This is a genomic window from Streptomyces sp. 4F14 (genome assembly GCF_048159485.1).
Taxonomy (GTDB): domain Bacteria; phylum Actinomycetota; class Actinomycetes; order Streptomycetales; family Streptomycetaceae; genus Streptomyces.
The window spans coordinates 123,421-139,852 of sequence record NZ_JBLRVY010000001.1 but is presented as its reverse complement, the minus strand read 5'-3'; the positions used below and the strand labels follow the sequence as shown (position 1 = coordinate 139,852).

Here is a 16,432-nt window from a genome sequence, read left to right as displayed (position 1 = left end):
TACCCCCACCCTCACCCGATCCACCCACGAAGAAGTGGAAGCACCATGCGCAGAACAACGAGCCGTGTCCTTCGCGGCGTCGCCCTCGTCTCCGTCCTCGCCCTCGGCAGCGCCGCCTGCGGCAGCTCGGACGACGACGACTCCTCGCAGAAGGCCGTGTCCGCCGGGGACCTCCAGGCGGCCCTGGACAAGGGCGGCGACATCACGGTCTGGGCCTGGGAGCCCACGCTGAAGACCGTGGCCGCCGACTTCCAGAAGAAGTACCCGAAGGTCAAGGTCAACCTGGTCGGCGAGCGCTCCGGCGACAAGCACTACACGGCGCTGTCGAACGCGATCTCGGCCGGCAAGGGCGTCCCGGACGTCGCCCAGGTGGAGTACTTCGCCGTCGGCCAGTACTCGCTGACCAAGGGCCTCACCGACCTGTCGAAGTTCGGTGCGGACAAGCTCTCCGCGAAGTACACGCCGGGCCCGTGGAACGCCGTCAGCGACGGCTCCAAGGTCTGGGGTCTGCCGATGGACTCCGGCCCGATGGCGCTGTTCTACAACAAGCAGGTCTTCGACAAGTACAAGATCGCCGTCCCGACCACGTGGGACGAGTACCTGGACGCGGCCCGCAAGCTCCACAAGGCCGACCCGAAGGCGTACATCGCCAACGACACCGGCGACGCGGGCTTCACGACCTCCATGCTGTGGCAGGCCGGCTCGCGCCCCTACAAGGTCGACGGCACCAAGGTCGGCATCAACTTCGACGACGCGGGCGCGAAGAAGTTCGAGACGGTCTGGCAGACGCTGATCAACGAGAAGCTCCTCGCCCCGGTCACCGGCTGGACCGACGACTGGTACAAGGGCCTCGGCGACGGCTCCATCGCGACGCTCGCGACGGGCGCCTGGATGCCCGCGAACTTCGTCACCGGTGTCCCCGGCGCGAAGGGCCAGTGGCGTGCGGCGGCCATGCCGGCCTGGACCAAGGGCGACAAGGCGAGCGCGGAGAACGGCGGCAGCTCGCTGACCGTCCCGGCGCTGGCCAAGAACAAGGAGCTGGCGTACGCGTTCGTCGAGTACGCGAACTCCGGTGACGGTGTCGCCACCCGTGTCTCCGAGGGCGCCTTCCCCGCCACCAAGGCGGAGCTGGAGTCCCCGGCGTTCCAGGCCAAGAAGTTCGACTACTTCGGCGGCCAGGAGGCCAACAAGATCTTCGCCGAGTCCGCGGCGAACGTCGCGAGCGACTGGAAGTACCTCCCGTTCCAGCCGTACGCGAACTCGATCTTCAACGACAACGTCGGCAAGGCGTACGTCTCCTCCACCACGCTCGCCCAGGGCCTGAAGGCGTGGCAGGACGCCTCCGTCAAGTACGGCACCGAGCAGGGCTTCACGATGGAGAAGTAGTTCTTCTCGCCCAGCAGTCTCAGAACGACCGGGCGGCGCGGCCCTGTGCCGCGCCGCCCCCGTGCACCACCCTTGGGAAGGACCGCCATGATCTCCACCCTCCACGCCCGCGCCGCCCGCGGGACGGACGGTGACCCCACCCCGCGCTTCGGCTACGGCGCCGACTACAACCCCGAGCAGTGGCCCCGGGAGGTGTGGGAGGAGGACATCCGCCTCATGCGGGAGGCGGGCGTCAACGTCGTCTCCGTGGCGATCTTCTCCTGGGCTCGGCTCCAGCCCGGCCCCGACCAGTGGGACTTCGGCTGGCTCGACGAGGTCATGGACCTGCTGCACGCGGGCGGCATAGGCGTCGACCTCGCCACCGCGACGGCCTCCCCGCCGCCGTGGCTGACGACCGCCCACCCGGAGATCCTCCCGGTCACGCAGACCGGCGAGACCCTGTGGCCGGGCGCCCGCCAGCACTGGCGGCCCACCTCCCCCGTCTTCCGCGAGCACGCCCTGCGCCTGGTGCGCGTGATGGCGGACCGCTACAAGGACCACCCGGCGCTGGTCGCCTGGCACGTCTCCAACGAGCTGGGCTGCCACAACATCTACGACTTCTCGGACGACGCCGCGGGCGCCTTCCGGATCTGGCTGCGCGCCCGCTACGGCACGCTGGAGGCCCTCAACCACGCCTGGGGCACGGCGTTCTGGTCGCAGCGCTACACCGACTGGGAGCAGATCCTGCCGCCCCGGCTCGCGGCCTCGCACCCGAACCCGACCCAGCAGCTCGACTTCAAGCGGTTCTCCTCCGACGTCCTCAAGGACTACCTGCGCGCCGAGCGCGACATCCTCAAGGAGATCACCCCGGACGTCCCCGTCACCACGAACTTCATGGTGATGGGCGAGACGAAGGGCATGGACTACGCGGACTGGGCGGCGGAGGTCGACTTCGTCTCCAACGACCACTACGTCCACCCCGGCCCGCAGTCCCGCGACGAGCTGTCGTTCTCCGCGAACCTGACGAGCGGCATCGCGGGCGGCAGGCCGTGGTTCCTGATGGAGCACTCCACCAGCGCCGTGAACTGGCAGCCGGTGAACGTCGCCAAGCGCCCCGGCGAGATGGCCCGCGACGCCCTGCTGCACGTGGCGCACGGCGCGGACGCCGTCTGCTACTTCCAGTGGCGCCAGTCGGCTGCGGGCGCCGAGAAGTACCACTCGGCGATGGTCCCGCACGCCGGCCGCGACAGCGAGGTGTTCCGCGCGGTCGCCGAACTCGGCGCGACCCTCAAGACCCTGGCCCCGGTGGCCGGTTCGGACCGCGAGTCCGCACGCGTCGGCATCGTCTTCGACTGGGACTCCTGGTGGGCGAGCGAGCAGGACTCGCACCCCACCGCGCTCCTCAAGTACCGCCAGGAGGGCCTGGACTGGTACTCCGCGCTCCTCGCACTCGGCGTACGCGCCGACCTGATCACCAAGCGGACCGACTTCTCCCGCTACGACGTGCTGATCACCCCGGTCCTGCACGTGATGCCGGCCGAGCTGGCCAAGGAGCTGACCCGGTACGCCGAGCAGGGCGGCCACCTGATCGCCACCTACTTCTCGGCGGTCGTCGACGAGAACGACCACATCTGGCTCGGCGGCTACCCCGGCGCCCTGCGCGACCTGCTCGGCATCCGTGTCGAGGAGTTCGGCCCGCTCCTCCAGGACGAGTCGGTCGCACTGTCCGACGGCACCACGGGCACCCTGTGGACCGACCGCATCACCCTCGCCGACGAGGCCACCGAGGTCCTCGCCCGCTACGAGTCCGGCAACCAGTCCGGCCGTCCGGCCGTCACGCGCCGTACGACGGGCGGGGGTTCGGCCGCCTACGTGTCGACGCGCCTCGGTGCCGAGGGGCTCACGGCGCTGCTGCCGAAGCTCCTGGCGCCTGCCGGCGTGGAGAGCGAACTGCCCGCCGAGGCACGCGGGCGCGTGGAGCTGACCGTGCGCAAGGGCGCCGCGGAAAGGTTCCTGTTCCTCGTCAACCGCACGGACGACGAGGTGGACCTGAGCGGCTTCGCCGGTGACGTGCTGTACGGGTCGCTGGTCCTCGGACCGCGTGAAGTGACCGTCGTACGCCGCCCGTCGGTCTGATCCTCCCCACCTCCCCCCACTTTCCCGACTCCCCGGGCGACGTGTGTCCGTCCGCCCGGGGTCACCCCCTCCTGCCCGTCCGGCGGGAGGGGCCACCGCAGCGTTTCCACCTATGAAGCTGGGAGCACACGATGGCACGACTCACCCGCAACAGACGGTTCCTCGGAGCGGCTTCGATGACCGCGCTCGCGACCGGGGCGGCTCTTCTGTCCGTCCCCGCGCCGCTCGCGCAGGCCGACACCGCCACTCCGACGGTGACCGTCCAGCCGGATCCGTCGTACAAGCAGGACAAGTTCGAGGGCTGGGGCACCAGCCTGGTGTGGTTCGCCAACGCGACGGGCGACTACCCGAAGGAGGTCCGCGAGAAGCTCGCGAAGCTCCTGTTCGGGGACGACGGCCTCGCGCTGAACATCGCGCGTTACAACATCGGCGGCGGCAACGCCCCCGACGTGAAGGACTACTTGAGGGCCGGCGGCGCCGTCGAGGGCTGGTGGAAGGCCCCGGCGGGCACCACCCGCACCGACACCGACTGGTGGAGCGCGGACGACCCGGCCGACTGGAACCCCAAGGCGGACGCCACCCAGCGCTGGTGGGTCGACCGCATCAAGAAGGACATCACGCACTGGGAGACGTTCTCCAACTCCCCGCCGTGGTTCATGACCGTCAGCGGCTACGTCTCGGGCGGCTTCAACGCCAACGACGAGCAGCTGAAGGAGAGTTCGGTGAACGACTTCGCCGCCTACCTCGCGGGGGCGACGAAGCGGCTGGAGAAGTCCTCCGGGATCAAGGTCGACACGGTCGACCCGTTCAACGAGCCCAACACCGGCTACTGGGGCACCCGCCTGGATGCCGACGGGCAGCCGGTCGGCGGCCGTCAGGAGGGCGCGCACATCGGCCCGGCCATGCAGGAGAAGGTCCTCGCGGCGCTCGCCCCCGCGCTGAAGAAGGCCAAGGTCGGCGCCGAGATCTCGGCGATGGACGAGACCAACCCCGGTCTGTTCGCGACGAACTGGAACTCCTACTCGCAGGCGTCCAAGGACCTCGTCGGCCAGATGAACGTCCACACCTACGGCACCGGCCAGCGCACCACCGTGCGCGACCTCGCCAAGGCGGCCGACAAGCCGCTGTGGATGAGCGAGGTCGAGGGCGACTGGGGCGACGGGCAGAGCTTCACGGACATGCGTCCGGGTCTCGGCCTCGCCCAGCAGATGGTGAACGACCTGCGCGAACTGGAGCCCAAGGCGTGGGTGTTCTGGCAGCCGGTCGAGGACTACGACAACATGAAGCCGGGCGGCGAGTCCGCCAAGGGCGGCAACTGGGGTTCCATCCAGCTCCCGTTCAGCTGCACCTCGAAGGACACGCTGAAGTCGTGCCCGATCTACACGAACACCAAGTTCGACACGGCGCGTAACTTCACGCACTTCATCAAGCCCGGCGACAGCCTGGTCAAGGTGGACGACACGTCCAGCGCCGCCGCGGTGACGAAGGACGGCAAGGGCGCGTCCCTGGTCCATGTCAACTCGACGACGGCTCCCCGTACGGTCGTCATCGACCTCTCCCGGTTCGGGAAGATCGACCGCAAGGCGACGGTCACGCCGACCGTCACGGACGCCGCCGGCAAGCTCGTCAAGCAGGCCCCGGTGAAGGTCGTCGACGGCAAGGCGTCGTACACGGTCCCCGCGCAGTCGGTGACCTCGTTCGCCGTCAAGGGTGTCTCCGGGGTCGCCGCGGACGCGAGCCTGTTCAGCAAGGGCAAGGCGTACACGCTGACCGGTGTGCAGTCGAACAAGACCGCCACCCTCGGCGCGAACGGCACCAGCCTGACCATCAACTCGGCGAACGGTGGGGTCGCCCAGCAGTGGCGTCTGGAGCAGGTGTACGGCACGACGGGCAACCGTCTGCGGTACGTCTTCGCGAACCCGGCGGAGGGCAAGCGGCTCGCGGTGCGCAACGACGTGCCGGTCGCCGAGCCGAACACGGGCACGCGGGACGCGGCCACCGAGTGGATCCTGTCCACGACGGGTGACGGCACCTGGACCCTGGTGAACGCCGCCACGGGCCGCCTCCTGGAGGTCGGCGGCCAGGCGACCAACGAGGGCGCCGCGGTCACCACCTGGTACGGCAACTCCGGTTCCAACCAGCGCTGGCGGATCGCCCGGGTGAACTGACCCGGTACGGGGCTCCTCGCGAGAGGGGCCCCGTTTCTCATGCGGTGGGCACCGGGCTGGGCCCGCTCCCGGTGAGCTGCACGATCTCCCCGCCGATCTCCGGCTGGAGCTTCTTCAGCACCTCCACCTTCCCGCCGACGGCCCACTGCGGGCCGACGATGTAGGTCCCGCCGTAGATGGCCGCCGCGTCCAGCCAGGTGTCCTTGAGGCTGTCCTTCGGGAACGTGGCGATGATGTAGTCGCCCTGCCCGGTCCGGCAGCTCCCCTGGCGCAACTCGGCCGCCTCGATGCGGATGACGGCCGTGCACCCGGTCATCCCCGCGATGATCTCGACCTTCGCGGGCGCGACGACCTGCGCGGCGGCGGCCGGTTCGGTGGACTCGGACGCCTTCGCCGCCGGCTTCCCGTCCCCTCCCCCGCAGGCGGTCAGCAGGAACAGCAGGGCGACAGCGGCGACGCCTCGGGCGGTGTGGGGCACGGCGATGGCTCCGGGTGAACGTCGGACGAGGTGTGGACGCCCCCTGGTACGGACGGACGGGTACGCCCGTTCAGCGCCGCCCGCTCCCCGGATGCCGCCGGTGCGGGTCGAACAGGGTCGCCGCCATCCCCGCCACCACCAGCCCCGCCGCGAGCAGCAGCCCGTGGGGCAGGGCGATGCCGACGAACAGGAGGGCGCCCGCGCCGCCGAGGGCCCACCAGGCGCGGCCTCTGCGGTATTCGCGGGGGCGTTCCGGGTGGCCCTCGGCGAGGGCTCGGGCGAAGCGGGCGTCGTCGCGTTCGGTGGCGGACGCCAGGGCTTCCAGGCGGTCGTCGTGGCCGTCGGACACGGGTCCTCCCGTCCGGGCCCGTGCGGGGGCCCTCTTCTGAGGGGCCGTTACCGGTCGGGGGTGGTGACGGGGTCCCTCGCCTCTCGTCTGAGTTCTTCCGCTTCCAGGGCACCTTCAGTCGTCGCTTTCGCCCGGCGGTCGTCCGCCGCGTGCACGCGCCCCGCCGCGAGCGGCCCGAGCACGGCGAGCACGAGGACGTACCCGGCGATGAACGGCGCGAGCCTGCTGTCGAGTCCGGCGTTCGCGGCCATCGCGGCGAGGATCAGCGCGAACTCGCCGCGGGCCAGCAGGGTCGTCGCGATGAGCATGGCCTCGCGCGCCCGGTAGCCGTACAGCCGTGCCACGACCAGCCCGGCGGCGATGTTCATCGCGAGGGTCAGCAGGACGGCGATCACGACGGGGACGGCGACGGCCGCGAAGTCGCCGGGGTCGATGGCGAGTCCGAACGCGAAGAAGAAGATCGCGGCGAACGCGTCGCGCAGCGGGTGCACGAGCCTGCGGATGCGCGGCCCGGAGGGGGTGCCGCCGAAGATGAGGCCGACCATGAACGCGCCGATCGCGTCGGCGACGCCGAGGTACTCGGAGACGCCCGCGACGAAGACGGCGGCGCCGAGGAAGCTGATGACGAGGAGTTCGTCGTCGCGGACGTGGATGAGGCGGGCGACCAGGCGGGTGCCGTAGCGGGCGGCGGTGGCGAGCGCCAGCAGGAACCCGAACGCCTTGGCGACCTGCCAGGCGATCTCCAGACCGCCTTCGGCGCCGCTGATGACGGGCTGGAGGACGGCGAGGTAGAGCGCGAGGAAGATGTCCTCGACGACGATGACCCCGAGGACGATCTTCGTGCCGGGGCGGCCGATGCGGCCGAGGTCGATGAGGATCTTCGTGACGATCGCGGAGGACGAGATGCCGAGGACGCCCGCGAGGACCAGTGCCTCCCGCGCGCCCCAGCCGAGGCCGAACCCGAAGGCGAGTCCGGCGCCGACGTTCAGGACGAGGTAGCTGCCGCCCGCGAGGAGCAGGCGCCGGCCGCCGTTCTTGAGGTCGTCGACGTGGAATTCGAGGCCGAGGTAGAAGAGCAGCAGGACGAGACCGAGCGCGGAGAGCATCTCGAAGTCGTGCGCGTCCCGCACCAGCACGAGCCCCGGTGTGTGGGGGCCGAGCAGGATTCCGGCGAGGGTGAACAGGGGGATGGTGGGAAGCCCGAACCTGTTGCCGAGCCGGGCGAGGACGGCGGCGGCGAGGAAGGCTCCGCCGAGGGCCAGCAGCGAGTCAGCGTGTCCCATGGGTCACCTCCCGCCCGCGTGCGTCGGGTCGGGGTCGTACTGCGCGTGGGGAGTGGATAGGGGTGTCCTCCTGGAACGACAGGAACATACAAGTGGACGACCCGGGTCCGGTCTCCCGGGCCTTTGTCCACCCTGTCATTCCGGAGGCAGCCCCCGGTATCGGGGACGACACCCATATCGCGGACTAGCCGCCCAGCGCGTCCAGGACGACCGTCCGGGCCTCCTCCTGCACCCGGGCGAGGTGTTCGGGGCCGTTGAAGGACTCGGCGTAGATCTTGTACACGTCCTCCGTGCCGGAAGGCCGGGCCGCGAACCAGGAGCCCGCAGTCATGACCTTGATCCCGCCGAGCGCGGCCCCGTTGCCGGGCGCCTCGGTGAGGACGCCGGTGACATCCTCCCCGGCGAGGGTGCGCGCGGTCACCTGGGCCGGGGACAGCTTCGCGAGGAGCGCCTTCTCCTCGCGGGTGGCGGGCGCGTCGATGCGGGCGTAGGCGGGGGCACCGAACCGCTCGGTGAGCCCGGCGTACAGCTGCGAGGGCGTCTTGCCGGTGACGGCGGTGATCTCGGAGGCGAGCAGCGCCAGGATGATGCCGTCCTTGTCGGTGGTCCACACGGAGCCGTCGCGGCGCAGGAAGGACGCGCCCGCCGACTCCTCGCCGCCGAAGCCGAGCGTGGAGCCGACCAGACCGTCGACGAACCACTTGAAGCCGACGGGGACTTCGACGAGGGTGCGGCCGAGGTCGGCGGCGACACGGTCGATCATCGACGAGGAGACGAGGGTCTTGCCGATCCCGGCGCCGACGGGCCAGTCGGCGCGGTGCCGGTAGAGGTAGTCGATGGCGACGGCGAGGTAGTGGTTGGGGTTCATCAGCCCGGCGTCGGGCGTGACGATGCCGTGCCGGTCGGAGTCCGCGTCGTTGCCGGTGGCGATGTCGAAGCGGTCGCGCTGCGCGATGAGGGAGGCCATCGCGTCCGGCGAGGAGCAGTCCATGCGGATCTGGCCGTCCCAGTCCAGCGTCATGAACCGCCACGTGGGGTCGGTGTGCGGGTTGACGACGGTCAGGTCGAGGCGGTGCTGTTCGGCGATGCGGCCCCAGTAGGCGACGGAGGCGCCGCCGAGCGGGTCGGCGCCGATACGGACGCCGGCCGCGCGGATCGCGTCCAGGTCGAGGACGTTCGGCAGGTCGGCGACGTACGTGCCGAGGAAGTCGTACCGCCCGGTCGTCCCGGCGGCCAGCGCCCGGGTGTACGGGAGGCGGCGGACGTCCTTCATCCCCGCGGCGATGATCTGGTTGGCGCGGTCCTGGATCCAGGAGGTGGCGTCGGAGGCGGCCGGGCCGCCGGACGGGGGGTTGTACTTGAAGCCGCCGTCGGCGGGCGGATTGTGCGAGGGGGTGACGACGACGCCGTCCGCGAGGCCGGTGCCGCGGCCCTTGTTGTGGGCGAGGATCGCGTGCGAGACGGCCGGGGTGGGGGTGTAGCCGTCGGCGCTGTCGATGAGGGTGGTGACGCCGTTCGCGGCGAACACCTCCAGGGCGGTGACCTTGGCGGGTTCGGAGAGGGCGTGGGTGTCGGCGCCGAGGAACAGCGGTCCGTCGGTGCCCTGCGCGGCGCGGTACTCGCAGATGGCCTGGCTGGTGGCGGCGATGTGGTCCTCGTTGAACGCCGTGTTCAGCGCGGAGCCGCGGTGACCCGAGGTACCGAAGGCGACACGCTGGCCGACGTCGGCGGGGTCGGGGTGCAGCGCGTAGTACGCGGTGACCAGCCGGGCCACGTCGACAAGGTCCTCGGCTGAGGCCGGCTTGCCCGCTCGCTCGTGCCGCATGGGTGGGTTCCTCCGCATCGGTTCGTTCCCTGGTGAAGGTCATCTTCCCTCGTCAGGAAGGTAACGGGGAACCCAGGGTCGGGACTGTCAGCATCCTGTCACCGCTCTGAGGGCGGCCAGCGTCTCGCGCATCAGCGGGCCGAGCCCCGGGCCGCCGTCCTCCTCGATCCAGCGGGCGAAGGCGACCTTGAAGACGGCGGTGGCCGCCTCGGCCGCGAGGGCCGCCTCGCGGACCGGTACGCCGCGTTCACGCAGGACGCCGGAGAGGGCGGCGGAGAAGTCCGCGAGCTTGATCAGTTCGCGTTCCCGGAGTTCGGGGTGGGCGTCGATGACGGCCTGCCGGCGCCGGGCGTAGGAGCGGCGGGTGTCGGGGAAGTCCTCCGCTGTCCCGTCCAGGACGGCCAGGACGACATCGAGGGGCCGCGCGTCCCGCGGGACGTGGGCGGCGGAGGCCGTGACCCGGTCCAGGAGTTCCCCGGTGCCGCCGAAGAGGACCTCGCGCTTGTCGGCGTAGTGCCGGAAGAAGGTGCGCTCGGTGAGGCCGGCCCGCTGGGCGATCTCGGCGACCGTCGTGCGCTCGAAGCCGCGCTCGTCGTACAGGTCGAGCGCCGCTTTCGCGAGTCGTCCTCGCGCGTCGGGCTGCCATCGGCTCATGGCGGGATCGTATCTCTATGACAGTGACTGACATCAGGTGTACGGTCGATGACAGTGACTGACATCTACTCGTCCGAGGGGTCTCCCATGCGTGTTTTCGTGACAGGTGCGTCCGGCTGGATCGGTTCGGCTCTCGTGCCCGAACTGCTGGACGCGGGGCACGAGGTGGTGGGTCTCGCGCGGTCCGACGCCTCGGCGGACGCCTTGAAGGCGGCCGGCGCCGAGGTACGGCGCGGGTCCCTGGAGGATCTGGAGGTGCTACGGGAGGCGGCGGCGGAGACCGACGGGGTGGTGCATCTGGCGTTCGCGCACGATGTCGCGTTCAGCGGCGGTTTCGACCGTGCGGCCGGAATGGACCGGCGGACCATCGACGCGTTCGGCGACGCGCTGGCCGGCTCGGACCGGCCGTTCGTGCTGGCGTCGGGGCTGATGCTGGTCGCGCCGGGCCGGGTGGCGACGGAGTCCGACAACGCGGCCGACGGTCCGGCGACGGGTCCGCATGTCCGGCACCACAACGCGGTGGCGACGGTCGCCCTCGCCGAGCGCGGGGTGCGGTCCTCGGTGCTGCGGCTGCCGCCGACCGTGCACGGGGACGGGGACGCGGGGTTCATGGCGACGCTGGTCGACATCGCCCGTGCGCACGGGGCGGCCGGGTACGTCGACGGCGGCGTCGTCCGCTGGCCCGCCGGCCACCGCTCCGACGTGGCCCGGCTGTTCCGGCTGGCGCTGGAGCAGGCTCCAGCGGGTTCGGTGCTGCACGGCAACGCCGAGACCGGGGTGGAACTGCGCGAGGTCGCCGAGGCGATCGGACGCGGGCTCGGGGTACCCGCCGTCGCGGTCCCGGCGGAGGAGGCCGAGGCGCACTTCGGCTGGCTCGCCTCGTTCTTCGGGCTCGACTCCCCCGCGTCGAGCGCCCACACCCAGGAGTTGCTGGGGTGGACGCCCGAGGGGCCCGGTCTGATCGCGGACCTCGACGCGGGGCACTACTTCACGGAGGGACGCACGGGGGCGTTCTTCCAGGGCTGAGGCTCAGCCCACCTCCACCAACAGATCCCCGCCCTCCACCTGCTGGATCCGGTTGATCGCGAGCCTGTTCACCCGCCCCGCCCTCGGGGCGGTGATCGTCGCCTCCATCTTCATCGCCTCGATGGTCGCGACGGTCGCCCCGGCCTCGACGGTGTCGCCCTCCGCCACCGCGAGGGTGACCACGCCCGCGAACGGCGCCGGCACGTGTCCGGGGTTGGTCCGGTCCGCCTTCTCCGTGGCCGGGATGTCGGACGCGGCGGCCCGGTCGCGGACCTGGATCGGCCTGAGCTGCCCGTTGAGGCCGGCCATCACTGTGCGCATCCCGCGTTCGTCGGCCTCGCCGATGGCCTGGAGCTCGATCAGGAGCCGCACGCCGGGCTCCAGGTCGACGGCGTACTCCTTGCCCGGGCGCAGCCCGTAGAAGAAGTCCTTGCTGTCGAGGACGCTGGTGTCGCCGTACGCCTGCCGGTGGGTCTCGAAGTCGCGGGTCGGGCCGGGGAACAGGAGCCGGTTGAGGGTGGTCCGGCGGTGCTTCTCCAGGCCCTCGCGGTCCTCGGTCGTCAGCTCCTGGACGGGCTTGGCGTCGGGCCGCCCCTGGAGGGCACGGGTGCGGAACGGCTCCGGCCAGCCCCCGGGCGGCGTACCCAGCTCGCCGCGCAGGAACCCGATCACGGAGTCGGGGATGTCGAACCGGTCCGGCGTCTCCTCGAACTGCTCGGGCGCGACCCCGGCCCCGACGAGGTGCAGGGCGAGATCCCCGACGACCTTCGAGGACGGCGTGACCTTGACGAGCCGTCCGAGGATCCGGTCGGCGGCGGCGTACATGGACTCGATGTCCTCGAACCGGTCGCCGAGCCCCAACGCCACCGCCTGCGTACGGAGGTTGGAGAGCTGCCCGCCCGGGATCTCGTGGTGGTAGACGCGCCCGGTGGGCGACGCGAGCCCCGCCTCGAACGGCGCGTACACCCGCCGCACGCTCTCCCAGTACGGCTCCAGGTCCCCGACGGCCTGGAGGTCGAGCCCGGTCGTGCGCTCCGAGTAGTCGGTCGCGGCGACGATCGCGGACAGCGACGGCTGCGAGGTCGTGCCCGCCATGGACGCCACGGCCCCGTCGACCGCGTCGACCCCGGCCCCGATCGCCGCGAGGTACGTCGCGAGCTGCCCGCCCGCCGTGTCGTGCGTGTGCAGATGCACCGGCAGCCCGAACTCCCGCCGCAGCGCGGACACGAGGGTCGCGGCGGCCGGCGCCCGCAGCAGCCCGGCCATGTCCTTGACGGCGAGGACATGCGCCCCCGCCTGGACGATCTTCTCCGCGAGCCGCAGGTAGTAGTCGAGCGTGTAGAGCCGCTCCCCGGGGTCGGACAGGTCGGCGGTGTAGCAGAGCGCGACCTCCGCGACCGCCGTACCGGTCTGCCGTACGGCGTCGATCGCGGGCCGCATCTGGTCGACGTCGTTGAGCGCGTCGAAGATCCGGAAGATGTCGATCCCGGTGCCCGCCGCCTCCTGCACGAACGCGTCGGTCACCTCCGTCGGATAGGGCGTGTAGCCGACGGTGTTGCGCCCGCGCAGCAGCATCTGGAGGCAGATGTTCGGTACGGCCTCGCGCAGCGCGGCGAGCCGCTCCCACGGGTCCTCGGCGAGGAAGCGCAGGGCGACGTCGTAGGTGGCGCCGCCCCAGCACTCCAGGGAGAGCAGGTCGGGGAGGGTGCGGGCGACGAGCGGGGCGGAGGCGAGCAGGTCCTTGGTGCGCACGCGCGTCGCCAGGAGGGACTGGTGGGCGTCCCTGAACGTCGTGTCGGTGACGCCGAGTTGAGGGGTCTCGCGCATCCAGCGGGCGAAGCCCTCGGGGCCCAGCTCGATCAGGCGCTGGCGGGAGCCCGCCGGGGGTTCTGTAGCGGGCGTGCTCGGCAGCTTCGCCAACGGGTCGAGGAGGTCGGGGCGTTCACCGTGCGGCTTGTTGACCGTGACGTCGGCGAGGTACGTGAGGAGCTTCGTGCCCCGGTCGGCCGAGGTGCGCGCGGTCAGCAGGTGCGGGCGCTGCTCGATGAACGACGTGGTGACACGGCCGCCCTGGAAGTCGGCGTCGTCCAACACGGCTTGCAGGAACGGGATGTTGGTGGCGACACCCCGGATCCGGAACTCGGCGACGGCACGCCGGGCGCGGCCGATCGCCGACTTGAAGTCCCGCCCCCGGCAGGTGAGTTTGACCAGCATCGAGTCGAAGTGCGCGCTGATCTCCGTACCGGCGTGGGTCGTTCCGCCGTCCAGCCGGATGCCTGAACCACCCGGTGAACGGTAGGCGCTGATCCGGCCGGTGTCGGGGCGGAAGCCGTTGGCGGGGTCCTCGGTGGTGATCCGGCACTGGAGGGCCGCGCCGTGCAGCTTCACCGTCTCCTGGGACAGCCCGAGGTCGGCGAGCGACTCCCCCGAGGCGATGCGGAGTTGGGCCTGTACGAGGTCGACGTCGGTGACCTCCTCGGTGACCGTGTGCTCGACCTGGATGCGCGGGTTCATCTCGATGAAGACGTGGTTGCCGTCCCGGTCGAGGAGGAACTCGACGGTGCCGGCGTTGCGGTAGCCGATCTCGCGGGCGAACCGCACGGCGTCCGCGCAGATCCGGTCCCGCAGCGCCGGGTCCAGGTTGGGCGCGGGGGCCAGCTCGATGACCTTCTGGTGGCGCCGCTGGACCGAACAGTCGCGTTCGTAGAGGTGGATGACGTTGCCGTGGCCGTCCGCGAGGATCTGCACCTCGATGTGGCGGGGGTCGACGACCGCCTTCTCCAGGAAGACCGTCGGGTCGCCGAACGCGGACGCCGCCTCCCGGGACGCGGCCTCGATGGACTCGCGCAGCACGGCCCGGTCCTCGACGCGCCGCATGCCGCGGCCGCCGCCGCCCGCGACGGCCTTCACGAACACCGGGAAGCCGATCTCCTCGGCGGCGGCCACGAGTTCGTCGACGTCGTTGGAGGGCGCGGACGAGCCGAGCACCGGCACCCCGGCCGCGCGGGCGGCGGCGACCGCGCTCGCCTTGTTGCCGGTCAGCTCCAGCGTGCGCGCGTCGGGGCCGACGAACGTGATCCCGGCCTCCTCGCAGGCGCGGGCCAGTTCGGGGTTCTCGGAGAGGAAGCCGTACCCCGGGTAGACCGCGTCGGCTCCGGCACGCTGAGCTGCGGCGACGATCTCCTCGACCGAGAGGTACGCGCGCACCGGATGCCCGGGCTCACCGATCTCGTACGCCTCGTCGGCCTTGAGCCGGTGCAGCGAGTTGCGGTCCTCGTGCGGGAACACGGCGACCGTGCGGGCCCCCAGCTCGTACCCGGCGCGGAACGCCCTGATCGCGATCTCGCCTCGGTTGGCGACCAGCACCTTGCGGAACATCCGGAATCCCTTCGCCGCTGTCGGCACCATGGTGTCGGCGCCGAGGTCACAGGTCCATGTGACCCGGGCCACCTTGACGCCTGTCCGGGGAACGAGCACACGATCGGCGGTGTCCGTGGCGGCAACTATGCTCCGCGCATGAACGACGCGGACGGCCGCAGACGGATCGTCGACGGGCGCTTCCAGTTGGAGGCGCGGCTCGGCGGTGGCGGTATGGGCATGGTGTGGCGGGCCACGGACCTGGTGCTGCAGCGCAGTGTGGCGGTGAAGGAGGTCCGGCCGCCGGACCCCGACCTCGCCGAGTACGACCCGGCGGCGGCGCACCAGCTGCGGCAGCGGGTGCTGCGCGAGGCTCGGGCGCTGGCCCGGCTGGACCATCCCGGCGTCGTCACGATCCACCACATCGTCGACGAGGGCGACGGCACCTACCCGTGGATCGTCATGGAGCTGGTGCCGGGCGGCTCGTTCGCCGACCGGCTCGCGCAGGGGCCGATGGGCCCGGTGGAGGCCGCGCGGATCGGCCTCGGCGTGCTGTCCGCGCTGCGCGCCGCGCACGACGCGGGGATCCAGCACCGGGACGTGAAACCGGCGAACGTCCTGATGCGCCCCGACGGACGCCCCGTCCTGACCGACTTCGGCATCGCCGCGATCCGTGAGGCGACGGCGCTCACCGCGACGGGCTCGATCATCGGCACCCCGGACTACATGGCCCCCGAGCGGGTCTCAGGACGCTCCGGCGGCCCCTCCTCCGACCTGTGGTCCCTCGGCATGATGCTGTACACGGCCGTCGAGGGCCACCACCCGCTGCGCCGGGACACGACGCTGGCGACGCTCGCGGCCGTCCTCAGCGAGGACATACCGCCGCCGCTCCACGCCGGCCCCCTCACGGACGTCCTCACCCGTCTCCTCGACCGCGACCCGGCGGCCCGCCCGGCGGCGCAGACGGTGGAGCGGCTGCTCACGGAGGTCGCCGAGGGAGGCTCGGCGCCACAGGAGATGACGACGTCGTACCGGATCCAGGCCCCCACGCCGGTCGTCCCGGTCCCGGCGCCGACGGCCCCCATCGTGCCGACACGCCCGCGCCGCCGGTGGCTCCCGGTACTGCTGCCGGGCGTGGGGGTGGCGCTGGCGGGAACACTGGCGTGGAACTACCTGCCCGGGGGCACGAGCGGGGCGGCGGGCCCGTCGTCGTCACCGTCGGTGTCGTCGGTGTCTTCGCCGATCACGGCGTCGTCCCCCGCTGCACCCGCCTCGTCGGACGCCGGCACCGACACGGGCGGCACGCAGGGCGAGAGCGGCAAGGGGCTGCTGACCCCCTCCGGGGTCCGGACGGCGATCGCGGCGATCGAGAAGAAGAGCGGCCGCAGCCGGTACGGAAGCCTGTCGGTGTACGAGGACTACGTGACGGCCCAGATGATGGTCGACGGCAGCGACACCAAGTACGACACGTACACGTACCGTCCGGGCGAGGGCGCGGAGAAGGGCATCATCAGCAGCACGATCATATCCATCGCCAGGCCGTTCCGCGTCGACGGGTTCGCCTGGGACAAGCTGCCCGCGCTGCTGGCCGAAGCGGACAAGAAGCTGAACGTCCCCGACCCGGAGAGCCGCTATGTGCTCGTCCAGCCGCCGAACACGGTCTTCGACACGCCCGCGACGATGAACGTCTACCTCACCGACGCGTACGGCGGCGGATACCTGATCGCCGACTCCCAGGGCAAGATCACCAAGGTCTATCCCGCGACCAAGTGACCTGCGGTTAGGGTCACT

The 16,432-nt window shown here is 71.4% G+C and carries 11 protein-coding genes; 5 read left to right on the top strand and 6 right to left on the bottom strand.

Going from position 1 to position 16,432, the window contains the following annotated elements; genetic code table 11:
* Positions 1–45: 45 nt before the first annotated feature.
* The 3 genes from ACLZOT_RS00610 (at position 46) to ACLZOT_RS00600 (ending at position 5,669) form a co-directional block, all read left to right on the top strand.
* Complete coding sequence (locus tag ACLZOT_RS00610; RefSeq protein ID WP_416966636.1) at positions 46–1,386, top strand: ABC transporter substrate-binding protein; 1,341 nt, start codon at positions 46–48, stop codon at positions 1,384–1,386.
* Between the two features lie 87 nt (positions 1,387–1,473).
* Positions 1,474–3,501: a beta-galactosidase gene (locus ACLZOT_RS00605; protein ID WP_416966635.1), complete on the top strand. Its 2,028-nt coding sequence runs from the start codon at positions 1,474–1,476 to the stop codon at positions 3,499–3,501.
* Between the two features lie 131 nt (positions 3,502–3,632).
* Entirely contained in the window at positions 3,633–5,669 is a 2,037-nt protein-coding gene (locus tag ACLZOT_RS00600) for a glycoside hydrolase (RefSeq protein ID WP_416966634.1), read from the top strand.
* 37 nt (positions 5,670–5,706) lie between these two features.
* Here the strand turns inward: ACLZOT_RS00600 and ACLZOT_RS00595 are convergent, their stop codons facing one another.
* The 5 genes from ACLZOT_RS00595 to ACLZOT_RS00575 all read right to left on the bottom strand — a co-directional run bounded on the left by ACLZOT_RS00595 (position 5,707) and on the right by ACLZOT_RS00575 (position 10,258).
* On the bottom strand, positions 5,707–6,147 hold the full coding sequence (locus ACLZOT_RS00595; RefSeq protein ID WP_416966633.1) for a hypothetical protein: 441 nt from the start codon (positions 6,145–6,147) through the stop codon (positions 5,707–5,709).
* Between the two features lie 70 nt (positions 6,148–6,217).
* Positions 6,218–6,496 carry a DUF3040 domain-containing protein gene (locus tag ACLZOT_RS00590; RefSeq protein WP_416966632.1) on the bottom strand — a complete coding sequence of 93 codons (279 nt, stop codon included), beginning with the start codon at positions 6,494–6,496 and terminating at the stop codon, positions 6,218–6,220.
* 47 nt (positions 6,497–6,543) lie between these two features.
* The gene (locus ACLZOT_RS00585; RefSeq protein ID WP_416966631.1) at positions 6,544–7,779 is read right to left on the bottom strand and encodes a cation:proton antiporter; all 1,236 of its coding nucleotides are present in this window, start codon (positions 7,777–7,779) and stop codon (positions 6,544–6,546) included.
* Positions 7,780–7,963: 184 nt separating this feature from the next.
* Positions 7,964–9,604 (bottom strand): phosphoglucomutase (alpha-D-glucose-1,6-bisphosphate-dependent), encoded by a 1,641-nt coding sequence (pgm, locus tag ACLZOT_RS00580; protein WP_416966630.1) that lies wholly within the window; start codon positions 9,602–9,604, stop codon positions 7,964–7,966.
* An 87-nt stretch (positions 9,605–9,691) separates the two neighbouring features.
* Positions 9,692–10,258 carry a TetR family transcriptional regulator gene (locus ACLZOT_RS00575; protein ID WP_416966629.1) on the bottom strand — a complete coding sequence of 189 codons (567 nt, stop codon included), beginning with the start codon at positions 10,256–10,258 and terminating at the stop codon, positions 9,692–9,694.
* A gap of 87 nt (positions 10,259–10,345) precedes the next feature.
* On the opposite strand from ACLZOT_RS00575, the gene ACLZOT_RS00570 reads away from it, so the two are divergent.
* Positions 10,346–11,284, top strand: coding sequence for an SDR family oxidoreductase (locus ACLZOT_RS00570; RefSeq protein WP_416966628.1), 939 nt, complete (start codon positions 10,346–10,348; stop codon positions 11,282–11,284).
* 3 nt (positions 11,285–11,287) lie between these two features.
* Here the strand turns inward: ACLZOT_RS00570 and ACLZOT_RS00565 are convergent, their stop codons facing one another.
* Positions 11,288–14,662: a pyruvate carboxylase gene (locus tag ACLZOT_RS00565; RefSeq protein WP_416966946.1), complete on the bottom strand. Its 3,375-nt coding sequence runs from the start codon at positions 14,660–14,662 to the stop codon at positions 11,288–11,290.
* A gap of 138 nt (positions 14,663–14,800) precedes the next feature.
* On the opposite strand from ACLZOT_RS00565, the gene ACLZOT_RS00560 reads away from it, so the two are divergent.
* The gene (locus ACLZOT_RS00560; RefSeq protein ID WP_416966627.1) at positions 14,801–16,414 is read left to right on the top strand and encodes a serine/threonine-protein kinase; all 1,614 of its coding nucleotides are present in this window, start codon (positions 14,801–14,803) and stop codon (positions 16,412–16,414) included.
* Positions 16,415–16,432 lie beyond the last annotated feature (18 nt).

Coding starts and splice junctions, on each gene's coding strand:
- ACLZOT_RS00610 (WP_416966636.1), top strand. CDS start 46: ATGCGCAGAACAACGAGCCGTGTCCTTCGCGGCGTCGCCCTCGTCTCC.
- ACLZOT_RS00570 (WP_416966628.1), top strand. CDS start 10,346: ATGCGTGTTTTCGTGACAGGTGCGTCCGGCTGGATCGGTTCGGCTCTC.
- pgm (WP_416966630.1), bottom strand. CDS start 9,604: ATGCGGCACGAGCGAGCGGGCAAGCCGGCCTCAGCCGAGGACCTTGTC.
- ACLZOT_RS00560 (WP_416966627.1), top strand. CDS start 14,801: ATGAACGACGCGGACGGCCGCAGACGGATCGTCGACGGGCGCTTCCAG.
- ACLZOT_RS00575 (WP_416966629.1), bottom strand. CDS start 10,258: ATGAGCCGATGGCAGCCCGACGCGCGAGGACGACTCGCGAAAGCGGCG.
- ACLZOT_RS00605 (WP_416966635.1), top strand. CDS start 1,474: ATGATCTCCACCCTCCACGCCCGCGCCGCCCGCGGGACGGACGGTGAC.
- ACLZOT_RS00600 (WP_416966634.1), top strand. CDS start 3,633: ATGGCACGACTCACCCGCAACAGACGGTTCCTCGGAGCGGCTTCGATG.
- ACLZOT_RS00565 (WP_416966946.1), bottom strand. CDS start 14,662: ATGTTCCGCAAGGTGCTGGTCGCCAACCGAGGCGAGATCGCGATCAGG.
- ACLZOT_RS00585 (WP_416966631.1), bottom strand. CDS start 7,779: ATGGGACACGCTGACTCGCTGCTGGCCCTCGGCGGAGCCTTCCTCGCC.